The sequence below is a fragment of the Ruegeria sp. H7 genome (genome assembly GCF_056532945.1).
In genome coordinates this window covers 340,113-360,723 of the sequence record NZ_JBQFNZ010000002.1, presented here as the reverse complement: position 1 = coordinate 360,723, position 20,611 = coordinate 340,113, and the positions used below count along the sequence as shown (strand labels likewise).

The following is a 20,611-nucleotide window of genomic DNA, read 5'->3' as shown; positions in this document are numbered from 1 at the left end:
GCCCGATCATCCCCACGTTTGGCCCTTGATAGACCCGCCCTTGCGTTGCGGCAAGCAAAGCGCATACGCAATCTGAGGCTTTCGCGCACCACTTTGGCGGAAATTGCGGCCTAGACCGGGAAAACGAAGCAGCGGTCGCGCCGGATGGTCAGCCACATGACGCGCCCGGGATTGGGCACAAACACGTTTGGCACCGTCACTTTCAGGATCGAGCCGTCATGGTCCATCCGAAACTCGACCAGACTTTCATTGCCCAGAAAACGCGCACGTTCCACGGTGCCGCGTGCGGCAACCCCATCGGTGGCGGTGGGCGATGGACCTTTGCCGTTGCGGTCGAAATCCAGCTTTATGTGTTGCGGGCGAAAGACGATCTCGACATCGGTGCCATCCGGGATGCCGGGGGCAAGGAACTGACCAAATGGCGTCTGCGCCAACGCGCCATTCACTTCAGCCCGCAAAACATTGACATCGCTGAAGAAAGCAACCGCCGCCTTGTCGGCTGGCCTGGTGTAGACGTTATAGGGCGCGCCTTGCTGTACGATCTTGCCACGGCGCATCAGGGCGATCTCGTCGGCCATGCGCATCGCCTCTTCGGGTTCATGCGTGACCAGCAGAACGGCGGCATCCTCTTCTTTCAGGATTGCCAGCGTCTCATCCCGGATACCGTCGCGCAGACGATTGTCGAGGCCCGAGAAAGGCTCATCCATCAGCATGATGCGGGGGCGTGGGGCCAAGGCACGAGCCAGCGCGACACGTTGCTGTTCGCCCCCCGACAATTGATGCGGAAACCCGTCGATGAAGCGCATCAGGTCGACTTTACGCAGCAACTCCTCAACGCGCGCGCGTTTTTCGTCTTTGCTGCCCTTCAGGCCGAAAGCGACGTTCTGGGCCACGCTCAGATGCGGGAACAGGGCAAAATCCTGAAACATCAGCCCGATCTCGCGCCGTTCGGGCGGCACCCGGAACACCGTGTCGCAGATCAGCTTTCCATCGACATAGATTTCGCCCGAGTCCTGCATCTCGACCCCGGCAATCATGCGCAAGGTGGTGGATTTGCCGCAACCCGACGGCCCCAGCAGGCACGTCACCTGCCCGGCCTGAATGGTCAGCGACACGTCATCGACAACGACCCGCCCTTCAAACCGGCGGACCATATTGCGAATTTCCAGACGTGGAGGAGTTGCGTCTTCTGTCACCAAGGGACCCCGTTGCCTTTCCCGATCAAAAGCATCGGGCTTGGGCGGGGATAGCAACCCCGCCCCGCAGGTTCAAGGGATCAGCAGCACCCGCCCGACGATGCAGCCTCGCCAACCGCTTCAAATGGGCTTTCGCCGCCGCAGCCGTCGAAGATCCCATAATGGGTCGAGAAATCGCCGATAAAGTCAAAATGACGCGCAAATCGCGTGTCTTTCAGCATCATCCAGGTATTGCCGCAAACTGGAAAGACCTTGCCTGTTTCAATCGCGTGATGATCATCCAACTCGAACAGATGCGGCGCGTTGGGGATGGTGCCCTTGTAGATCACGGCCTGCCCGTAATCCTCGCAGGCCGGTTCCAGTTCGGGCAGTTTGAACAGCCGATAGGTGGCCGACAGGAAGTTCAGCGGTGCAACCCGCTGCTCCAGCACCGGGTTTTCGATGGTCAGCGGGCGATGGGTGACGCGGCGCGCATCACCAAAGCCTGCTTTGCGCGAGATCGACAGGAAATCGTTCCAATACAGCGCGCCCGACAGGCATTCGCCATACAGAACCTCATCCTCGGCCATCGCCTGCGGGATACGGCGGTCGGCGTAGACGTCCGAGAAATACATCTCGCCGCCGTCTTTCAGCAAACGATGCGCGCCCCGCAGAACGGCCTCTTTGTCGGTTGCCAGGTTGATGACGCAGTTCGAAACAATGATGTCGAAGGAACCGGGCTCCAGGTCTAGCTCGTCAAGTTTTTCGATATAGCCGTGGTGAAATTCGACATTGCTAGCCGCGTATCCAAATGCCTCGGCGTGATAATCCTGATGCGCGCGGGCCACATCCAGCTGTTCGGGTGTCATGTCCACACCAACCACCCGGCCCGTTTCGCCCACCATCGCGGACAGGGCATAGACGTCCCGACCCGCGCCGCAACCCAGATCGAGGATGCTCATCCCTTCCAGATCCAGCGGCGCGATCAGGCCGCAGCCGTAGTAGCGGGTCAGCACCTCATCGTGCAGTTTGGACAGGATACGCTTGAGGTGATCCGGCATGTCATCCGGTGTGCAGCAGGCATTGGTTTGCAGATCCGCACTGCTTTGCAGCACTTCGCCATAATAGTTCTGCACCGATTCATGCTTCATCTCAGCTTTCCTTTCGCAAACAGCTGCACCGCAGCTAGTGCACGGCTGCGCCCGGTGCAATCCGGCATCTTGGGTTTTGACGAAAGCGTGAGGGGGGATTTAACCCAACAGATCGAAATCGATCCCCGCCCGCACCCTGCCATTGACCTGAACCTCAAGCCGGTGCGCGCCGGGCACCAGCTTGAACGTCGTGGCATCTCCCTTCAGCTTGTGCCGCTTGTCCAGTCGCAGCTTTCCATCTTTCAGAACGGCTTGTTTCAACTTGTGCACCTTGGCTGAGGTTTTTCCGCCAGGGCGTTGAAAGTGAATGATATAATCCACAAGTACAGGCTGACCATCCGGGCCTTTCAAATCCACCGAGAACTCCAGTGCCTCGCCAATCCGGGCCTGCGTGTTGAGGTCAATCGTCACTGCCACGTCGGCGTCAGGATCATAGCCCAGCATCGCCATCGCCCCCGGATGACCAGCCTTAACAAGGCCCCGCAACGTGTGCGACGTCATCCAAGCCAGTTCATCCGCGTCCTGCGCGCCCGCATCCCGCCACTGTTGCAGCCGCGCCAGCACCTGATCAGGCTGTTTCTTGGAAACATCATTCAAATGGTTTGCGACCGATCGGGTGACATAGCGTGTCGGATCGCTGTGCAGCCGGTCCAGCAAAGGCAACGGATCATCCAGTTCCAGCCCGATGGCCTGCCCCCATGGCAGACGCGGACGGGTGCCTTCGCTGACCAACCGACGCACATGATAGCTGTCATGCGCGCACCAGTCCTGCATCCGGGCCAGAACCTGATCGGGCCAGCGGTTCAGAAACGGGCGGATCGCCCACTCCATCGAAAAGCGCTGCGTGATCTCGGCCAGCAGGTCCAGCGACTGATCAGGGTTTTCCAACCCAACCGACACCACCCATTCACCCAAAGGGGCAAAGATGAAATCGCCGAAATCATCATCGGTTTTTGTCGGATCCAAAGGCGGAGGAAGCGCGCGCAGGATTACGGGCGCGACCTGCGGCAGTTCACCCGGAACAACCTCTTGCAGGCAGTCCGCGATCCACGTCATCCGCTCTTTCAACTCAAGCTCAAGCAGGCGCGACATGACCCGTGCGTGAAATGCATCCGCGTCAAAGGATGCATCGGCCTTGGCGAACAACCCCGCGAGATAACGGGTTTTTTCATCGTTAAACAGCTGGTCTTTCAGCGAAAACCCTTGCGCCATGGCTACATTGTCAGATTGGTTGCGCCACCGTCCAGCAGGATATTCTGCCCGACGATGAACCCGGCATGTTGCGAACACAGGAAGGCACAGGCGGCCCCGAATTCGGCGCGTGTGCCGTAACGGCGCGCGGGGATCGTGGCCGCGCGCGCAGCACGCGCTTCATCCATCGAAATCCCTTGCTGCGCCGCCACGCCGCTGTCGAGCGAATCCGCCCTGTCCGTCGCATGAATGCCCGGCAGCAGGTTGTTGATGGTCACCCCGTTTGGCGCGACCTGCCGGGCCGTCCCGGCAACATACCCTGTCAGCCCGGTGCGTGCGGCATTCGATAGGCCAAGCACCGCAATCGGCGCACGCACGGATTGCGAGGTGATGTTGACCACCCTGCCCCAGCCCTTGTCCATCATCCCCGGCAACAGCGCTTTCATGAAGGCAATCGGTGTCAGCATGTTGGCGTCCAGCGCCTTGATGAAATCTTCGCGGTCCCAGTCTGACCACATTCCCGGCGGTGGCCCGCCTGCGTTATTCACCAGAATATCCACGCCCTGCGCGGCCTCGATCACCTGCGCCTGCCCCTGGGCCGAGGTCACATCGCAGGCCACCGTCTGAACATCCACGCCGTGGTCCGAACGAAGGCGGGCCGCTTCGGCCTCCAACGCCTCGGCCCCGCGGGCGTTCATCACCAAATCAACGCCTGCTTCGGCCAAGGTTTCGGCGCACCCAAGACCCAATCCCTTGCTGCTGGCACAGACCAGCGCGCGTTTGCCGCGAATTCCAAGATCCATTCTGATCCTCCCTGTCCTGCCTTATCTTGCACCGGCCCGACCGGAAGGACCAGACGAGCTTTGTCAGTAGAAAAACTCCTCGCGCACGATTTTTCCGTCCGCGACGTGGTAAATCGCCACCTCGCGCATATCAAAGCTTTCGCCGCTGTCTTTCACTGTGCCCTGAACCTCGAAGATCACGGCAAAGCGGTCGTCGCCGTGCAGAAACGGCCCACCAACCGTTGCGCCAGAGACGTCGTGCGCGTTTTCCCACCAATCGTGCTTGCCTCGAATGCCTTCGAGGCCCTGGGTTTCCCGGCCCATACCCGACATGTCCTGCGCCTCGACCGAAACTGCGTCAGGTGCGTAGAGCTTGCTCAGGTTTTCCTTGGCCCGGTTCTCGCGGCATCCCGCGACCAGTTCTTCGGCGATTTCTTTCAAATTCATTGGTCCACTCCATATTTTGTTCACTATATGTTCCTTCTGTCACAACCCGCCGATTCGAACCACCCCTTTGTCTTGCCTCGGCGGGATTCCCCGCCTATACGCGCGTTTATGCTTGATACCTCGAACCAACCCTCTCTGCCGCCCGAGATCGCCCGGCGCCGGACATTCGCCATCATCTCGCACCCGGATGCGGGTAAGACGACGCTGACGGAAAAGTTCCTGCTGTACGGGGGCGCGATTCAGATGGCCGGTCAGGTGCGCGCCAAGGGTGAGGCACGGCGGACCCGGTCGGACTTTATGCAGATGGAAAAGGATCGCGGCATCTCGGTCTCGGCCTCGGCGATGTCGTTCGACTATGGGAACTTCCGGTTCAATCTGGTGGACACGCCCGGCCACTCGGATTTTTCCGAGGATACCTATCGCACGCTGACCGCCGTGGATGCCGCCGTGATGGTGATAGACGGCGCGAAAGGTGTGGAAAGCCAGACGCAGAAACTGTTCGAGGTTTGCCGCCTGCGCGATCTGCCGATCCTGACCTTCTGTAACAAGATGGACCGCGAAAGCCGCGATACGTTCGAGATCATCGACGAAATTCAGGAAATGCTGGCCATCGACGTCACGCCTGCCGCGTGGCCGATTGGCGTGGGTCGCGACTTCATCGGCTGCTATGACATGCTGCGTGACCGGCTGGAACTGATGGACCGCGCCGACCGCAACAAAGTGGCCGAAAGCATTGAAATCAACGGGCTGGACGACCCGAAACTGGCCGAGCACGTGCCCGAGCACCTGTTGGAAAAACTGCTGGAAGAGGTCGAGATGGCGCGCGAATTGCTGCCCGCGCTGGACCCGCAAGCGGTGCTTGAGGGGCATATGACCCCGATCTGGTTCGGCTCGGCCATCAACTCGTTCGGCGTCAAGGAACTGATGGAAGGCATCGGCGCCTATGGCCCCCAGCCGCAGGTGCAATCGGCAGAACCACGTCAGATTGCGCCCGACGAGAAGAAAGTCGCAGGCTTTGTGTTCAAGGTGCAGGCCAATATGGACCCCAAGCACCGCGACCGGGTGGCTTTCGTGCGAATGGCAAGCGGCCATTTCAAGCGTGGCATGAAGCTGACCCATGTGCGGTCGAAAAAGCCGATGGCCATTTCGAACCCCGTTCTGTTCCTCGCCTCCGACCGCGAACTGGCGGATGAGGCTTGGGCCGGGGACATCATCGGCATCCCCAACCACGGTCAGCTGCGCATCGGTGACACCCTGACCGAGGGCGAGGCGCTGCGTGTGACCGGCATCCCGTCCTTTGCGCCGGAACTACTGCAGGGCGTCCGCGCGGGCGATCCGATGAAGGCCAAGCATCTGGAAAAAGCCCTGATGCAATTTGCCGAGGAAGGCGCGGCCAAGGTGTTCAAACCCTCGATCGGGTCAGGCTTTATCGTCGGCGTCGTCGGCGCGCTGCAATTCGAAGTGCTTGCCAGCCGGATCGAGATGGAATACGGCCTGCCCGTGCGCTTCGAGGCGTCGCAATTCACTTCGGCCCGCTGGGTCAGCGGTGACAAGGCCGAGGTCGAAAAGTTCGTCAACGCCAACAAGCAGCACATCGCCCATGATCATGACGGCGACATCGTCTATCTGACGCGTTTGCAATGGGACATCGACCGGGTCGTGCGCGACTATCCGGCGCTGAACCTGACTGCGACCAAGGAAATGATGGTCTGACCAAGGCTAGGGGTTTATCGCCTTGAGATACGTGGAAAAGACGTAGCCGATATACCCTTGCCTAGTGCGAACGCGCCACCACTCGCCATCGACACCCAGTCGCTCCACGGTTGTACGTTCGGGCAGCGCCCCGATTTTTTCACCGCCGGGTGTGCGGCGCAAATTCAGTGTTGAAGGCGCGACACCCGTCACACGGTATCTTGGGGCCTTCGCGTCTTCGGGCATCGCGTCCGCAGCAATCAACGGGCCATCATCCAGCGCGGCGGCGACGCTGGACCGCAGCAACTGTCCGACTTCTTCATACCCCTTGACCGACAGGTCAAAGGCCAGCCGCACAATGTCCCATTTGCCGTTTTGCGGGACGTTCAGATTGGGCTCGACCTCGGCATGGGTCAGGATCTTGGTGGGCGTGACCAATATGTTATATTTCTCGGCCAGATCCGCCACGACCAGCATTCCCTGATCCCACTGGGTTCGCGTCATGGGATAGTTGCCGGGATCGAAAGGCGACCGTTCAGCCCCGAGCATGCAGCACAGCGACACACCAATCGCGCCCGTGTTGGCACCGCGTGTGTGCCGCGCATAGTTCGAGCTCATGGGGCGTGCATTTTCGGCAATCGACTTATTTCCGCGCACAAGGGTGCCGTCGGATTCGACTAGAATGTGATAGCTGTTCTTATCATTGGCATTGGCGCTATGCGCTCCGGCCGTCCAATGAAGATGGATGCGCTCCATATTGACATCGGGCATCCATGACGCGGGAACAACACGAGGCATTGTAATCTCCTCAATAACAAATGTAAGAACTCTTAAAGTGGCGCTATCGTATCACATTTCGGCACAGGCTCAAAAACAGACCCCGCCACAATGACTTGCATGGCTTCAGACCAAGACAATCACACGCACGTTCCCACCTGGGGTATCGTGTCTATGGTGCGGGGGTCTGCCGAGGACATCCTTGGCTTTGCCGCGCACCATCTGGAGCTTGGGGCGGACCAACTATACATCTACCTTGACGAACCAAACCGGCGCGCCTTTCGGGCACTTCGCGCGCATCCAAAGGTTCGGGTGCGGCTTTGTGACGACGCGTTCTGGGTGAAACGAAAACGCACACGGCCGGAAAAGCACCAGATCCGTCAAACCGTGCACGCCACCCATATCTACAAACGTACCAATCTGGACTGGCTGACCCATATCGATGTGGATGAGTTCCTGTGGTCGTCCGAGCCGATTGCGCATGTTCTGCGCTCGGTTCCGGCAGACATTCCCGGTTTTCGGGTGCGCCCGATCGAGGCGCTGGCCGGGGGCGACGACCTATACAAAGCGCACATCCCCAAGGGGCCAGGCCGCGAGGCGCTGGTGCAGGACCTCTACCCCACCTATGGCGGGTTTGTGCTGGGCGGATTTCTAAGCCACGTGCAGGGCAAGCTGTTCGTGCGGGCCGGATTGCCGAACCTGAGCTTTCGAATCCACAATCTGTTTCAGAACAAGAAACTGCTGCCCTGCAAAACCGAACTGCCCCAATTTGAGCTGTGCCACCGCCACGCACCGGACTGGGACCATTGGATCGGTCACTATGATTTCCGAATGAATCGAGGCTCTTACCAGCCAGGAATGTCGCCCAACGTACCGCGTTACAAGGGCGGTCTGAGCAAAAACGAACTGCTGAGCTGGATCGAGGCCGAGCAAGGCATGGACGGGCTGCGGGCCTTCTACGCGGAGATGAGCGGTCAGGACCCCGATGTGCGTGCGCGGCTGGAACAACACGGGCTGATCCGGCACAGGCCCTTGAACCTGCCCGACAAGATCGCGAAACACTTTCCCGGAAGGGCCTGAATTGTTGCGCAAAATCCCGATTTGACGCAACCGCGTAACGTCAGACTGGTCTTCATTTGACCCTGACCTACCTTTTTGTTATGTCCGCGCCCAAAGCCGAAACGCGCCTGTTGCGCGTGGCCATCCGGGCCCGGCAGATTTTGATGCGCGGGCCAGGTCAAGTGTCCGCTTGAACCGGACATACATGACAAAGTTTAACGAACTGAACCTGAACCCGAAGGTCCTCAAAGCCATTGAGGAAGCCGGATACGAAACCCCCACTCCGATCCAGGAAGGCGCGATACCGCCTGCGCTTGAAGGCAAGGACGTTTTGGGCATTGCGCAAACCGGCACAGGTAAAACCGCCAGCTTCACGCTGCCGATGATCACCCTGCTGGCCCGTGGCCGCGCCCGCGCGCGGATGCCGCGTTCGCTGGTGCTGTGCCCGACGCGCGAGCTGGCCGCGCAGGTGGCCGAGAATTTTGACACCTACTCCAAGCACCTGAAACTGACCAAGGCGCTGCTGATCGGCGGTGTCAGCTTCAAAGAGCAAGAGGCGCTGATCGACCGGGGTGTCGACGTTCTGATCGCCACGCCGGGTCGTCTTTTGGACCATTTCGAGCGCGGGAAGCTGCTGCTGACAGGCGTTCAGATCATGGTGGTGGACGAAGCCGACCGGATGCTGGATATGGGTTTTATCCCCGATATCGAGCGCATCTTCTCGCTGACGCCTTTCACCCGTCAAACCCTGTTCTTCTCGGCCACCATGGCGTCCGAGATCGAACGCATCACCGACACGTTCCTGTCCGCCCCCGCCCGGATCGAAGTTGCCCGTCAGGCCACCGCCTCTGAGACGATCGAACAGGGCGTCGTCATGTTCAAAGGTGGGCGTCGGGATCGCGAGGCCAGTGGAAAGCGCAAAGTTCTGCGCGCGCTGATCGATGCCGAGGGTGAGAAATGCACCAACGCGATCATCTTCTGCAACCGCAAGACGGATGTGGACATCTGCGCCAAGTCGCTGAAGAAATACGGCTATAACGCCGCCGCGATCCATGGCGATTTGGATCAGTCCCAGCGGATGAAAACGCTGGACGGATTCCGCGATGGCTCATTGCGTTTGCTGGTGGCATCTGACGTGGCCGCGCGCGGGTTGGACATTCCATCGGTCAGCCATGTGTTCAACTTCGACGTGCCCGGCCATGCCGAGGATTACGTGCACCGTATCGGCCGTACCGGTCGCGCGGGCCGCGAAGGCAAGGCTGTTACAATCTGCTCGGGCCGCGATGAGAAGGCGCTGGATGCGATTGAGAAGCTGATCCAGAAGGACATTCCGCGCATCGACAACCCGGTAAAGGACGAACCGAAGCCGGACACGCCCAAGCCCGAGAAAAAGGCCAAGCCCGCGGATGAGAAAAAGCGCGACCGCAAGAAGGATGAGCGTAAGCAGGACAAGCCCGCCAAGGGCCGTGGTCGCCGGGACGATACTGGCCCAGCGGTTGTCGGCATGGGTGATCATCTGCCCAGCTTCATCGCGCTGAGCTTCGACGAACGCCGCGCCAGCTAGATCGTCAGCACCAGCGTCAGTATCGAGACGCCCAACAAACCCATCCCGGCGATTTCGCGCCGGGTGATGGTCTCGCGGAAGAACAGGATCGAGGCCAATAGGCTGAGTATCAGCTCAACCTGCCCCAGCGCTTTGACATAGGCCGCGTTTTGCAAGGTGAAGGCCAGAAACCAGCAGAACGACCCACCGAGGCTGGTCAGCCCGACAAAGACGCCCGTTGATCGGGTTTCCCAGACCGCGCACAACTCGGCCCGGTCGCGCCACAGCAGCCACAGGCCCATGCTGAGAAATTGGAACGTGACCACAGCCGCCAAGGTCACTAAGGCGCGGAACCAGGCGTCAATATCCCCGAGTTCCAAAGACGCACCGCGGTAGCTGACGGCTGAGAAGGCGAACAGAACGCCAGAGCCAAGCCCCAGTTGCGATGCGCGGTTGGTCAGATGACGCCACCACGCCCCGTCCCCGCCCGGTGTTTTGGACAACAAGAGAACCGCCAGCAATCCCAACAGGATCGCGCCAAGCGCCCCGGCTGAGACCTTATCCCCAAGGATCAGAAACCCGACAATTGCGGTCTGGATAACCTCGGTCTTCTTAAAGGTAATTCCCACCGCAAAATTGCGCTGTTTGAACAGGGCGACCACGCAGACCGTCGCCAATATCTGTGCTGTTCCACCGATGGCAACAAACAGCCAGAACTGCGCCGTCAGCGGCGGCACCGCCATACCGGTCAGCCACAACGCCACAGCCAATCCCAAAACCGCCAGCGGCATCGAATAGGCAAACCGCGCAAAGGTCGCACCAGCCGCAGACAGTTTCACACTGCTCAACGATTTTTGCAGCATGAACCGCACCGTCTGGAACGAGGCGGCTGCGATGGTGACGGGAATCCACAAGCTCATGGCTTCCCTTCTGTCGCGAAATCAGGGCTTTGGCCAGAGCGGATGGGCCACCGGGTCTTTCGCCCGCCAGAAATACTCTTTGAATATCTGTGCGTAAGACCGATAGACATACGCCTCGTTGCACGCCTGATACCGCTCTTTCCCGGCCCGATAGAGCGCGGGCAGCTGATACCAAGGCGCGGATGGGTTCATGTGGTGAACAACGTGCAAGTTGTTGTTCAAAAACAGAAAGGACAACAACCCTCGATCTTCGATTATCACGGTCCGGGCGCGCGATTTCTCATGCGCGCGGTGTTCCAGGAAGGTGCGGATTTTGACCAGCCCCAAACCGATATAGGCCGACAGGACAAATCCCCAGACCGGCATGGCCGACTGCGCAACAACCCACAAAACCACCGCGACGCCCGGAATATGCAGCGCCCAGGCCAGCAGAACCGCGCGATCCCCCCGGATCATCCCCTGCCATTCGTCCCGTACAAACATCACCTGCCCAATAACCGGGCCCAGCACGATCCGGCCCAGAAGCGTGTTGTTGATTGCGAACAGCCGCTTCTTCCACCCGGATAATTGCGCCCAGATTTTGGGGTCCAAGTAATTCGTCTCGGGGTCGTCATAAGGATCGGTCAGGTTGGCATCCTGATGATGCGCAAGATGCAGATCGCGGAAGCGATTGAACGGGATGAACAGTGTCAGGGGCAAGGCCAACAGCGCCTCGTTCAACCATTTGGCGCGGAAAGGATGGCCGTGCAGCGCCTCATGCGTCAGCGAAGAATGCAAGGCCCCAACCAACCCCATCGCCGGAATCGCCAGCCATAACGACCATGCGGCCAACCAAAACAGCACCGCAAGCCAAGTGGCATAGCACGCGACGATCAGCGCAAACGTGCCCCATTCGGGCGTCTTCGGCGTCGTTGGCTCACCCATGGCGGCCCCACGAAATCCTGGCCCAAATGCGCTCGTAGAGCACATAAAGCGTCAAACCAATGGCCGTATTGACCAGCGCCAGCGCACCACCAATGGCCGCCGATCCGGTTGCGACAAGACCGACCAAAGTCATGACCGCCAACCCAACAGCATTCCAAATGATTGCTTTCACGACCGATCTTCGTCGCGTTTCCATTCCGGACCCCAGTTTTTTTTGTTCTCACAAAAGTGTTACTTACTGGTCCGGGCGTTGGGAATTCTGAATATGATTAACAAAATTCATCACCTGTGATATTTTCAAACATATGGATGAAAAACTCGACAAACGCGTCCGCGCTGCGCAGTTTCGCCTGCGACTGACCCGCGCGATGGAGGACCGCCATGTCAGCCAAAGCGCTCTGGCCCGCAGTATCGGGGTAGACCGGTCCACGGTGTCTCAACTACTGGCCGATGAAGGCGCGCGCTTGCCCAATGCGCATGTGATCGGCGGCTGTGCTTCGGCGCTGGGGGTTTCAGCGGATTGGCTGCTGAGCCTGTCGAACCGCCCCGAAAGCGCGGCCGAGCTTCTGGCCAGTTCCCTGACCATGACCGAAGCCCCCCGCGCATTGGTGGATGAGCGTATTTTCCAATGGCATCAAGAGGCTGCGGGCTATAAAATCCGCTATGTGCCTGCCACTCTGCCCGACATGCTCAAAACCCGCGCGGTGCTGGAATGGGAATACGCCCCGCATCTGGGTCGCACGGCAGATCAGGCCATCGGTGCCTCCGAAGACCGTCTGTCCTGGATGCGCAGCGCGCAGTCAGACTATGAAATCGCCATGCCGCTGTTTGAAATCCATAGCTTTGCGCAGGCCGAGGGATACTATCAGGGCCTGCCGCTTTCTGTCCGCCTGGAACAAATCGACCACCTGCTGAGCCTCTGTGAACAGCTCTACCCACGTTTGCGCATCTATCTGTTCGACGCAAAACGCCTGTATTCCGCGCCGGTCACAATCTTCGGCCCGCTGCTGTGTGTTTTCTATGCTGGCGGTCACTATATGGCCTTCCGGGACCGCGACCGGATCGAGGTTTTCACCCGCCACTTCGACACATTGATCCGCGAGGCGGATATGACAGCGCGCCATTTTCCAGAACATCTGCGCCAGTTGCGCGCCAGATTGCCGACGGCTGAGGGCTAAAGGGAATCCCCCAATCGTGCGATTTGGCGGGTCGTGTAGTATAGTGACCGCGCGAACCCTCAGACATTCCATGGAGGATGACAGGAATGGACGCATTACAGACTGCCCAATATGCACGCGCATTGTACACGGCCCATGGCGACCAGGCCGAGGCGGAAGCCGCTAAAAAGATGCGCGAATGTGAGGCCGCCGGAAACACGCAGGAAGCCAAAGACTGGCAGGCCGTGCGCAGCACAATCCGCCAGATCCGCGGCCCGAATCAAGGCTGACAAAGCAGATCAGAGTTTCGGGTCAGGATTGACCGTGTGACCGTCCACCGCGATGACCTGCCCCGAAACCAGCCGCGCCGCGTCCGAGGCCAGAAAGACCGCCATTTCAGCAATATCATGCGCCTCGACAAAGCGCCCCATTGAGGTGCCCGAGGCATAGCCCGCATAGACCTGATCCCGTGTCATGCCCTTTGCGGCGGCTTCGCGCTGCAGGACGCCTTCCATGCGCGGGCCTTCAACAGCGCCCGGACAAATCACGTTGCAGCGCACGCCATGGGGCCCAAGTTCCATCGCCAACGTCTTGCCCAGCCCGATCACACCCCATTTGGCAGCCGCATAAGGCGCGCGGTTCGGATAGCCATATTGCCCGGCCGTGGATGATGTGATGATCACCGCACCGCGCCCGTCACGTTTCAGCATCGGCACTGCGTATTTTGAACACAGAAACGCGCCTTCAAGATTGACGGAAAGGCAGTTTTTCCAATCCGTTAAAGACACATCCTCAACCAGTGCGGTTGGCCCGGCCACACCTGCATTGGCGCACAGAACGTCCAACCCGCCCCAGGCCTGTTCCAGTTGCGCGAAAACCTCGGCGACATGCGCCTCGTCCGACACATCTGCCTTGGATGACTGCCAATGGTCCGGGCAACCCTGCAAAGCGTCCTCGTCGACATCCACCACCCAAACCTGCGCCCCTGCGGCATCAAACGCCTCGGCCATCGCCCGCCCGACGCCCGAGGCGCCTGCGGTGATCAACACCCGCTGCGTCATGCGGGTTTTCGGATCGCGGCACCCGCTCCTTCCGGATACGGCAAATCAGCCTGCGCGCTGGTAATCCGGGCCATGGCGGCTTCGATCTCGGGCGACGGCGGGCTTGGGCGGCGGGTCTGCAGGCTGACATGCAGCAGGAAACTCTCACCCGTGGCCAAAAGCGTGTCGCCTTCATACATGCTGTGGAACAGGTGCAGCTTCTTGCCCTGCCCCAACAGCATTTGCGTGCGCACCTCGATCTTCGCGCCTGCATGTGCCTCATCATGATAGCGGATGTGGTTTTCGGCGGTGAAATAGCTGCCACCCGAGGCGATATAGTCCGCATCACAGCCGATGATTTCCATGAACCGGTCGGTTGCAGCGGCAAACGCCTCCAGATACTTCGCCTCGTTCATGTGGCCGTTGTAATCTGTCCAATCCAACGGCACCGCACGCGACAGGGTCAGGATTGGCTGGCTCAGATCCGCCTGATCCAGCGTCGGCAACGCGCCCGGTTTCAGAAGCGCGTCATGCCGGTTCAACACCGCCCCCGCGCCGTAATCCTGCGCCTTCAGCGCCCGCATCATGCCTACAAGGTTGTTGTCCCGAATACGCTCAAGTTCCCGGATCGAATGCATCCCGGATTGCGCATCCGACTGATCCGCGATCATGTCGACCAGTTCATCAGTGAACTCGGGCACATCCATCAGCTTGGTCCACGGCCACTTCAAAGCGGGCCCGAACTGCGCCATGAAATGCCGCATCCCGGCCTCACCACCGGCCACGCGATAAGTCTCGAACAACCCCATCTGGGCCCAGCGAATGCCAAAGCCCATGCGGATGGCCTCATCCACCTCTTCGGTCGTGGCGATCCCGTCCTTGACCAGCCACAGCGCCTCGCGCCAAACCGCCTCCAGAAAGCGGTCCGCGATATGCGCGTCGATCTCTTTCTTGATGTGCAGGGGGAAGAATCCAACCGATTTCAACAGCTCCTGCGCCCGTTCCACCATCTCGGGCGGGTTCTTGGCGGTCGGCACCAACTCGATCAATGGCAGCAGATAGACCGGGTTGAACGGATGCGTCACCACAATCTGCTCGGGCCGCAGCGCGCCTTCCTGCAATTCCGACGGCTTGAACCCGCTGGTCGAGGAGCCAATGATCGCGTCCGGATCGCACGCCTCCTGCAACCCTTTGTAAACCTTCAGCTTCAAATCCAGACGTTCCGGCACGCTCTCCTGAATCCAGATCGCGTCCCGAACGGCGTCCCCAATGTCGTCGTGAAAGGTCAACGCCCCCTCGGGCGGCAAAGGTACATCGCTCAACCCCGGCAAAGACCGCCGCGCATTGTCCAGAACCTCGCCAATCTTGCGCTCGGCTTCCGGGTCCGGGTCGAATACCCGCACATCCCAGCCATTGAGCAGAAACCGGGCAGCCCATCCGCCGCCGATCACACCGCCCCCTATGATTGCCGCTGTTTTTGCTCGTTGTTCTTTGTCCACGATCCGCCTCTTCATCTGGCCAGAAATATCCCGGGGGTTTGGGGGCTGGCCCCCAATTTCCCCGTAGGTGTCACTTCGCAACCGGTGCCCGTTTCTCCAGGCCCAGCTTCTCGCGCACCCCCTGCGGTCCGATCACCCGCGCGCCCATGTTCTCGATGATGGTGCCCGCGCGTTCGACCAACTGCCAGTTTTCAGCCAAGACGCCCTTGTCCAGCCACAGATTGTCCTCAAGCCCGACACGCACATTGCCCCCTGCCAGCACCGTTGCCGCCACATAGGCCATTTGGTTCCGCCCCAGCGAAAAGGCACTGAACGTCCAGTCATCCGGTACATTGTTCACCATCGCCATGAACGTGTTCAGATCATCCGGCGCGCCCCAGGGCACCCCCATGCACAGTTGCACCAGCGCATTCGGCTCCAGAATCCCTTCCTTCACCAACTGCTTGGCAAACCACAGATGACCGGTGTCAAAGGCCTCGACCTCAGGCTTCACGCCCATATCGGTCATCATCTGCCCCATCGCCCGAAGCGCACCGGGGGTGTTGGTCATGACATAGTCAGCCTCGGCAAAGTTCATCGTGCCGCAGTCCAGAGTACAAATCTCCGGCAGACATTCGGCAATATGCGCCACGCGCTCCGAGGCCCCGATCATGTCGGTTCCGGCTTCATTCACCGGGAACGGGCTCTCGACCCCGCCAAACACGATGTCCCCGCCCATACCCGCCGTCAGGTTCAAGACCACATCCACGTCGGCGTCACGGATACGGTCCGTCACCTCGCGATACAGATCCAGCCGACGGCTGGGTGCGCCGGTCTCAGGGTCGCGCACATGGCAATGCACCACCGCCGCACCGGCCTTGGCGGCAGCAATTGCGCTATCGGCAATCTGTTGCGGCGAGCGTGGCACATGCGGGCTGCGATCCTGCGTTCCACCCGAGCCGGTAACAGCGCAGGTAATGAAGACATCGCGGTTCATTTCCAGAGGCATGGTGTTTTCCCCAAGTTATACCCGGTTTCGCCCTGAGTTTTCCCCAGGCTTCTCCCCGGCAATCGATTTGCGTTCACCCCCGACTCTGACGCAGCCTTGGGGAAACACTTGCCAGAATGCGAATCGAACTTGATGAAATCCGCAAAAAACATACTCCAGCCCGAACATCGCGCCCTGAAAACGGCGGTGTTGGTGCTGGATGAATGCAACACGCTCAGCTTCGCCTCGGCGGTTGATCCGATGCGCGCCGCCAACCGTCTGGCGGACCGCCCGGCTTTTGACTGGGACTACGTGACCGCCACAGCGGAACCCGCGATGCTGACCAGCGCGCTGAGCGTCCCCGGCATCCCCTTGGCGCGGCTGCAAAGCTGCGACCTGATGATCGTCGTGGCCGGGTTCCAACTGGCCCGCCACGCCACCCCCAGCCTGCTGGCCGGTCTGCGCCGTATTGCCAGCACGGGTGCCACAATGGCCGGCATTGACGGCGGCCCCTGGTTGCTGGCCGAGGCTGGTCTGCTGGATGGCCACGCGGCCACAACCCACTGGGAAGACCTCGACAACTTCGCGGCCCGCTTCCCCGAGGTAGATGTCCGCCCCGACCGCTTCACAGTATCCGAAAACCGCCTGACATCCGGCGGCGCGATCCCGGCGGTCGAGATGATGTTGCACATCATCGCCGCGCGTCACGGCGCAGGCTTTGCCGCGCGCGTCTCGGGCCTGTTCCTGTACGAAGGCGCGCCGGAACCCACCAAACCGCAAAGCCGCACGGGTGCTCCGCTCCGCCATACTGCGCTGACAGCCAAAGCGAACAGCCTGATGGAATCGGCGCTCGACGACCCCCTGCCGCTCGCCTATATCGCCGACCGTCTGGGCACCAGCCCGCGCACGCTGCAACAGCAGTTCCGCCTGCGCCTCAACACCACGCCGCAAGACCACTACCTGCAACTGCGCCTGGCCGAGGCCCGCCGCCTTGTCACCGACACCGACATGCCACTGATGGATGTGGCACTTGCGACAGGCTTCACCTCACAATCCAGCTTCGCCCGCGCCTTCCGCACCGCCCATGGCCAATCGGCCCGCGACCTGAGGCAAGAGCGCGCGCACCCCACCCATCACTGACCGGATCCGCTTCATCTGGCCAAAAATACCTCGGGGGAGTCGCCAAAGGCGACGGGGGCAGAGCCCCCTAAAACGGCATCGGATGCGCGCGATGCGCATGTCCAATGTCCTTCAGAACCTCAGCGGAAAGCTGCAGGTCTGTCCCGGCGATGATATGTTCCAACTGCGCCACCGAAGTCGCACCGAAAATGGCCGACATCATGAAGGGCCGCGTCCGGCACCATGCCAGCGCCATATGGGTGGGGTCCAGACCATGCGCCGAGGCAACCTCGAGATAGGCTGCCACCGCATCAAACACCCGGTCCGACTTGCGCCCGCCCATCTCGGCCGAGATCGACATGCGCGATCCTTCGGGCACCGCGCCGCCCTGATACTTGCCGGTCAAAAACCCCGCCGCCAAAGGTGAAAACGCCATCAGGCCCACGTCTTCATGAACGCTCAGCTCGGCCATGTCGGTGTCGAAATGCCGGCACAGCAGCGAATACTCATTCTGCACCGACGCGACCCGAGGCGCGCCCATCTGTTCGGACAGGCGCAGCCACTGCGCGATGCCCCAGGCGCTTTCATTCGACAGGCCGAAGGCGCGGATGTTGCCCTTATCGACCTGCGTCTGCAGGGCCTCAAGGCACTCCTGCATGTTCTCCAGAACCTCGTTGGTGTTGTGACCCGACGGGGAATAATTCCAGTTCTGCCGGAACATGTAGCTGCCGCGATTGGGCCAGTGAAACTGATAAAGGTCGATATATTCAGTCTGCAACCGCCGCAGAGAGCCTTCGATTGCCTCAGGGATGGTCTGCGCCGAAATCGGCGCGCCGTCGCGCACGTAAGACATGCCCGACCCCGAATGCTTGGTGGCCAGAACATAGTCGCCCCGGCGCGCCGCGTTGGCCGCGTTCCAGTTGCCCAGGATCTCCTCGGTTCGCCCGATGGTTTCCTTCGAGACCGGATTCACCGGATACATCTCGGCGGCATCGACGAAATTGATCCCTGCCCCCAGCGCCAGATCCATCTGCGCGTGCGCATCCGCCTCGGACGTCTGCGTCCCGAAGGTCATCGTTCCCAGACACAGATCAGAGACCATGATGCCGGTACGACCCAATGGCTTCATTTCCATCCGTCACCCTCCTGAAATTTGCGACAGCCGCGCGTTACGCCTCGGCTTTCTTTTCCCAACGGCCCGATTCTTCGGACCAGTACTGTGCCGAACACCCCGCGCCGGTCAGGGCTTTCCACTGTCCGCGCGCTTGGTTAACGGCCTGTTCGTCATTGCCATCAAACAGGATGCAGACGCGGTCAAGTGCTGCAACCTCATCCGGTTCCACCGCAGCCCCGTCCACCGACATAACGCATGTGGCGTCATTTGCCGCCTGCATGTCCGAGGTCAGCAGGATCGGCTGCATCGCATCATGTGGCCCGCCTGCGCGGCCATGGGGCAGGAACGCTTCCTCGGGCCCCAGCCACAGCTTTTCATCCAGCCAGTCCAGCCGGGCGGGATCGGTGCCCCGCACGGCAATCCGCCACCCGGCCTGCCGCGCTTTGTCCAGCAGCACCGGCAAAGTGTGCTCCAGCGGCCTCTGGGTCAGGTGGTAGAAATAGACGGCCCCCATGGTTTACTCGAAATTGTCCTGCACAAAGCGGCTGAGCGCACGGACCCCCCAGCCAGTGGCCCCCTTGGGCGCGTAGGAGGTCTCGGACGCGACCGAGGCCACCCCGGCAATGTCCAAATGAATCCACGGCGTGTCATCCTTGACGAACCGTTGCAGAAACTGTGCCGCCGTGATCGAGCCTGCGGGCCGTCCGCCCACATTCTTCATATCGGCAATGCGGGATTTCAGTTGCTTGTCATACGCCTCACCCAGCGGCATCCGCCATGCGCCCTCATCCTCGGCCCGCGCCGATTTCAGGAAGGCATCGCAGAACGTGTCATTGTTCGAGAAGACACCGGCATTTTCGTGCCCAAGCCCGATGATGATCGCACCAGTCAGGGTCGCCAGATCGATCATGCCCACCGGTTCGAACCGCTCCTGCGCGTACCACATCACGTCGCACAGCACCAAGCGCCCCTCGGCATCGGTGTTGATGATCTCGACCGTGTCGCCCTTCATCGATTTGACCACATCGCCGGGACGTGTGGCGTTGCCCGAGGGCATGTTCTCGACCAGACCAACAAGCCCCACAACATTGGCCTTGGCCTTGCGTTTGGCCAGCGCCCGCATGGTGCCCGCAACAACACCCGCGCCGCCCATATCCATGGTCATGTCTTCCATGCCACCAGCCGGTTTCAGCGAGATACCACCGGTATCAAACACCACGCCCTTGCCGACCAGCGCCAGAGGCGCATCGTCCTTGTCACCGCCATTCCACTGCATGACGACCACTTTCGACGGGCTGTCCGAGCCCTGCCCGACGCTCAGCAATGTGCGCATGCCCAGTTCGGCTAGCTTGTCCTCGTCCAGCACTTCGACCTCAAGACCCAGCTCGGCCATCTCGGCCAAACGATCCGCGAATTCGGTGGTGGTCAGCACATTTGCGGGCTCGTTGGTCAGGTCGCGGGTCATCCGCACACCGTCGGCGACCGCATACATCGGCGCAAAGGCGGCTTCGACTTCGTCCGGTTTCTGGTGACTGATCGTGACCGTGCCCGGCGCGTCGCTTTCCTTGGTTTTGTGCGCGTCAAAATCATAGCAACGCAGGGCAAAGCCCAACGCCAGATCCTCGGTGCGGGCAAGATTTCCGGCCATGACCAGCAAAGGTTGATTGTCCGACAGCTTGGCCAGCTTTGCCCCGGCCTTTCGCGCTTCATCTGCATCAGGGCGGCGCGGCAGGATCAGGATATCCAGCGCCTCGGCCGCCATTCCGCTTGGCCAGGCCAGCGACACCACATCCCCGACATTCACCTTTTCAAACCGGTCGCTTTCCAGCAGCCGCGCCACGGCCCCGCGCGTCAGGCGATTGGCGCGTTTGGCCGCCGGGCTCAGCTTTCGGTCCGCGGGAATGACGACGACGACACGCCCCTCGGCCTGTGCCATCGCGTCCACGTCGAAGGCCTGAAACTGGATGGGGACTAGACTGCTCATTGCGCGCTCCTCAAAATCTGTTCCCCAAGACCTAGCCCGCGTCGCCCGGCTTGACCAGATAGCAGTTTTC

Annotated in this window: 21 protein-coding genes; 6 read left to right on the top strand and 15 right to left on the bottom strand. The window is 60.6% G+C overall.

Annotated features, from left to right (window positions below; genetic code table 11):
• Nucleotides 1-110: 110 nt before the first annotated feature.
• The 5 genes from ACR0AC_RS06840 to ACR0AC_RS06820 form a co-directional block, all read right to left on the bottom strand.
• Nucleotides 111-1,154, bottom strand: coding sequence for an ABC transporter ATP-binding protein (locus ACR0AC_RS06840; protein WP_480582206.1), 1,044 nt, complete (start codon nt 1,152-1,154; stop codon nt 111-113).
• Between the two features lie 122 nt (nt 1,155-1,276).
• Nucleotides 1,277-2,326 (bottom strand): methyltransferase domain-containing protein, encoded by a 1,050-nt coding sequence (locus ACR0AC_RS06835; RefSeq protein WP_480872522.1) that lies wholly within the window; start codon nt 2,324-2,326, stop codon nt 1,277-1,279.
• 99 nt (nt 2,327-2,425) lie between these two features.
• Complete coding sequence (locus tag ACR0AC_RS06830; protein ID WP_170450184.1) at nt 2,426-3,538, bottom strand: hypothetical protein; 1,113 nt, start codon at nt 3,536-3,538, stop codon at nt 2,426-2,428.
• 2 nt (nt 3,539-3,540) lie between these two features.
• Complete coding sequence (locus tag ACR0AC_RS06825) at nt 3,541-4,320, bottom strand: SDR family oxidoreductase (RefSeq protein WP_170450182.1); 780 nt, start codon at nt 4,318-4,320, stop codon at nt 3,541-3,543.
• A gap of 63 nt (nt 4,321-4,383) precedes the next feature.
• The gene (locus ACR0AC_RS06820; protein WP_170450180.1) at nt 4,384-4,746 is read right to left on the bottom strand and encodes a nuclear transport factor 2 family protein; all 363 of its coding nucleotides are present in this window, start codon (nt 4,744-4,746) and stop codon (nt 4,384-4,386) included.
• Nucleotides 4,747-4,854: 108 nt separating this feature from the next.
• On the opposite strand from ACR0AC_RS06820, the gene ACR0AC_RS06815 reads away from it, so the two are divergent.
• Complete coding sequence (locus ACR0AC_RS06815; protein WP_170621908.1) at nt 4,855-6,459, top strand: peptide chain release factor 3; 1,605 nt, start codon at nt 4,855-4,857, stop codon at nt 6,457-6,459.
• Nucleotides 6,460-6,465: 6 nt separating this feature from the next.
• Here ACR0AC_RS06815 and ACR0AC_RS06810 read toward each other — a convergent pair whose 3' ends face one another.
• Nucleotides 6,466-7,236 carry an amidase gene (locus ACR0AC_RS06810; protein WP_170450176.1) on the bottom strand — a complete coding sequence of 257 codons (771 nt, stop codon included), beginning with the start codon at nt 7,234-7,236 and terminating at the stop codon, nt 6,466-6,468.
• 99 nt (nt 7,237-7,335) lie between these two features.
• On the opposite strand from ACR0AC_RS06810, the gene ACR0AC_RS06805 reads away from it, so the two are divergent.
• Nucleotides 7,336-8,295, top strand: coding sequence for a glycosyltransferase family 2 protein (locus ACR0AC_RS06805; RefSeq protein WP_480780666.1), 960 nt, complete (start codon nt 7,336-7,338; stop codon nt 8,293-8,295).
• Between the two features lie 184 nt (nt 8,296-8,479).
• A complete protein-coding gene (locus ACR0AC_RS06800) occupies nt 8,480-9,838 on the top strand; it encodes a DEAD/DEAH box helicase (protein ID WP_170519057.1) in 1,359 nt (452 codons plus the stop codon).
• Here ACR0AC_RS06800 and ACR0AC_RS06795 read toward each other — a convergent pair.
• The 3 genes from ACR0AC_RS06795 to ACR0AC_RS06785 are packed head-to-tail and all read right to left on the bottom strand — an operon-like array spanning nt 9,835 to nt 11,857.
• Entirely contained in the window at nt 9,835-10,737 is a 903-nt protein-coding gene (locus tag ACR0AC_RS06795) for an EamA family transporter (protein ID WP_480872519.1), read from the bottom strand. The two genes, ACR0AC_RS06800 and ACR0AC_RS06795, sit on opposite strands and share 4 nt — an antisense overlap.
• 21 nt (nt 10,738-10,758) lie before the next feature.
• Nucleotides 10,759-11,661 (bottom strand): fatty acid desaturase, encoded by a 903-nt coding sequence (locus ACR0AC_RS06790; RefSeq protein ID WP_480872517.1) that lies wholly within the window; start codon nt 11,659-11,661, stop codon nt 10,759-10,761.
• Nucleotides 11,654-11,857 carry a DUF2061 domain-containing protein gene (locus tag ACR0AC_RS06785; RefSeq protein ID WP_480872515.1) on the bottom strand — a complete coding sequence of 68 codons (204 nt, stop codon included), beginning with the start codon at nt 11,855-11,857 and terminating at the stop codon, nt 11,654-11,656. The genes ACR0AC_RS06790 and ACR0AC_RS06785 overlap by 8 nt, the downstream gene beginning before the upstream one ends.
• A 109-nt stretch (nt 11,858-11,966) precedes the next feature.
• Between ACR0AC_RS06785 and ACR0AC_RS06780 the strand changes: the two genes are divergently transcribed.
• Both ACR0AC_RS06780 and ACR0AC_RS06775 read left to right on the top strand, forming a co-directional pair.
• Entirely contained in the window at nt 11,967-12,839 is an 873-nt protein-coding gene (locus ACR0AC_RS06780; protein WP_480872513.1) for a helix-turn-helix domain-containing protein, read from the top strand.
• Nucleotides 12,840-12,925: 86 nt separating this feature from the next.
• The gene (locus tag ACR0AC_RS06775; protein ID WP_170450164.1) at nt 12,926-13,108 is read left to right on the top strand and encodes a hypothetical protein; all 183 of its coding nucleotides are present in this window, start codon (nt 12,926-12,928) and stop codon (nt 13,106-13,108) included.
• 9 nt (nt 13,109-13,117) lie between these two features.
• Here ACR0AC_RS06775 and ACR0AC_RS06770 read toward each other — a convergent pair whose 3' ends face one another.
• From ACR0AC_RS06770 to bcoG, 3 genes are all read right to left on the bottom strand, one after another.
• Nucleotides 13,118-13,879 carry an SDR family oxidoreductase gene (locus tag ACR0AC_RS06770; protein ID WP_480780670.1) on the bottom strand — a complete coding sequence of 254 codons (762 nt, stop codon included), beginning with the start codon at nt 13,877-13,879 and terminating at the stop codon, nt 13,118-13,120.
• A complete protein-coding gene (locus ACR0AC_RS06765; RefSeq protein WP_480708294.1) occupies nt 13,876-15,357 on the bottom strand; it encodes a carnitine 3-dehydrogenase in 1,482 nt (493 codons plus the stop codon). Before ACR0AC_RS06765 ends, ACR0AC_RS06770 begins: the two co-directional genes overlap by 4 nt.
• A gap of 70 nt (nt 15,358-15,427) precedes the next feature.
• Nucleotides 15,428-16,345, bottom strand: coding sequence for a 3-dehydrocarnitine:acetyl-CoA trimethylamine transferase BcoG (gene bcoG / locus ACR0AC_RS06760; protein WP_480872510.1), 918 nt, complete (start codon nt 16,343-16,345; stop codon nt 15,428-15,430).
• A 132-nt stretch (nt 16,346-16,477) separates the two neighbouring features.
• Between bcoG and ACR0AC_RS06755 the strand changes: the two genes are divergently transcribed.
• A complete protein-coding gene (locus ACR0AC_RS06755) occupies nt 16,478-17,464 on the top strand; it encodes a GlxA family transcriptional regulator (protein ID WP_170450156.1) in 987 nt (328 codons plus the stop codon).
• 67 nt (nt 17,465-17,531) lie between these two features.
• Here ACR0AC_RS06755 and ACR0AC_RS06750 read toward each other — a convergent pair whose 3' ends face one another.
• From ACR0AC_RS06750 to ACR0AC_RS06740, 3 genes are read right to left on the bottom strand one after another with little or no spacing between them, the layout of a single operon-like run.
• Nucleotides 17,532-18,578, bottom strand: a complete 1,047-nt coding sequence (locus tag ACR0AC_RS06750) for an aldo/keto reductase (protein ID WP_170450154.1) — start codon at nt 18,576-18,578, stop codon at nt 17,532-17,534.
• 34 nt (nt 18,579-18,612) lie between these two features.
• Nucleotides 18,613-19,071, bottom strand: coding sequence for a DNA polymerase III subunit chi (locus ACR0AC_RS06745; protein ID WP_170629375.1), 459 nt, complete (start codon nt 19,069-19,071; stop codon nt 18,613-18,615).
• Nucleotides 19,072-19,074: 3 nt separating this feature from the next.
• Nucleotides 19,075-20,541 (bottom strand): leucyl aminopeptidase, encoded by a 1,467-nt coding sequence (locus ACR0AC_RS06740; RefSeq protein ID WP_480708297.1) that lies wholly within the window; start codon nt 20,539-20,541, stop codon nt 19,075-19,077.
• Between the last annotated feature and the right edge of the window lie 70 nt (nt 20,542-20,611).

Bases quoted from the DNA above. Each gene is read 5' to 3' on its own strand.
- ACR0AC_RS06740 (WP_480708297.1), bottom strand. From the start codon at position 20,541: ATGAGCAGTCTAGTCCCCATCCAGTTTCAGGCCTTCGACGTGGACGCG.
- ACR0AC_RS06780 (WP_480872513.1), top strand. From the start codon at position 11,967: ATGGATGAAAAACTCGACAAACGCGTCCGCGCTGCGCAGTTTCGCCTG.
- ACR0AC_RS06825 (WP_170450182.1), bottom strand. From the start codon at position 4,320: ATGGATCTTGGAATTCGCGGCAAACGCGCGCTGGTCTGTGCCAGCAGC.
- ACR0AC_RS06750 (WP_170450154.1), bottom strand. From the start codon at position 18,578: ATGGAAATGAAGCCATTGGGTCGTACCGGCATCATGGTCTCTGATCTG.
- ACR0AC_RS06775 (WP_170450164.1), top strand. From the start codon at position 12,926: ATGGACGCATTACAGACTGCCCAATATGCACGCGCATTGTACACGGCC.
- ACR0AC_RS06800 (WP_170519057.1), top strand. From the start codon at position 8,480: ATGACAAAGTTTAACGAACTGAACCTGAACCCGAAGGTCCTCAAAGCC.
- ACR0AC_RS06820 (WP_170450180.1), bottom strand. From the start codon at position 4,746: ATGAATTTGAAAGAAATCGCCGAAGAACTGGTCGCGGGATGCCGCGAG.
- ACR0AC_RS06755 (WP_170450156.1), top strand. From the start codon at position 16,478: ATGAAATCCGCAAAAAACATACTCCAGCCCGAACATCGCGCCCTGAAA.
- ACR0AC_RS06835 (WP_480872522.1), bottom strand. From the start codon at position 2,326: ATGAAGCATGAATCGGTGCAGAACTATTATGGCGAAGTGCTGCAAAGC.
- ACR0AC_RS06830 (WP_170450184.1), bottom strand. From the start codon at position 3,538: ATGGCGCAAGGGTTTTCGCTGAAAGACCAGCTGTTTAACGATGAAAAA.
- ACR0AC_RS06840 (WP_480582206.1), bottom strand. From the start codon at position 1,154: ATGGTCCGCCGGTTTGAAGGGCGGGTCGTTGTCGATGACGTGTCGCTG.
- ACR0AC_RS06805 (WP_480780666.1), top strand. From the start codon at position 7,336: ATGGCTTCAGACCAAGACAATCACACGCACGTTCCCACCTGGGGTATC.
- ACR0AC_RS06745 (WP_170629375.1), bottom strand. From the start codon at position 19,071: ATGGGGGCCGTCTATTTCTACCACCTGACCCAGAGGCCGCTGGAGCAC.
- ACR0AC_RS06785 (WP_480872515.1), bottom strand. From the start codon at position 11,857: ATGGAAACGCGACGAAGATCGGTCGTGAAAGCAATCATTTGGAATGCT.
- ACR0AC_RS06810 (WP_170450176.1), bottom strand. From the start codon at position 7,236: ATGCCTCGTGTTGTTCCCGCGTCATGGATGCCCGATGTCAATATGGAG.
- bcoG (WP_480872510.1), bottom strand. From the start codon at position 16,345: ATGCCTCTGGAAATGAACCGCGATGTCTTCATTACCTGCGCTGTTACC.
- ACR0AC_RS06795 (WP_480872519.1), bottom strand. From the start codon at position 10,737: ATGAGCTTGTGGATTCCCGTCACCATCGCAGCCGCCTCGTTCCAGACG.
- ACR0AC_RS06770 (WP_480780670.1), bottom strand. From the start codon at position 13,879: ATGACGCAGCGGGTGTTGATCACCGCAGGCGCCTCGGGCGTCGGGCGG.
- ACR0AC_RS06815 (WP_170621908.1), top strand. From the start codon at position 4,855: ATGCTTGATACCTCGAACCAACCCTCTCTGCCGCCCGAGATCGCCCGG.
- ACR0AC_RS06790 (WP_480872517.1), bottom strand. From the start codon at position 11,661: ATGGGTGAGCCAACGACGCCGAAGACGCCCGAATGGGGCACGTTTGCG.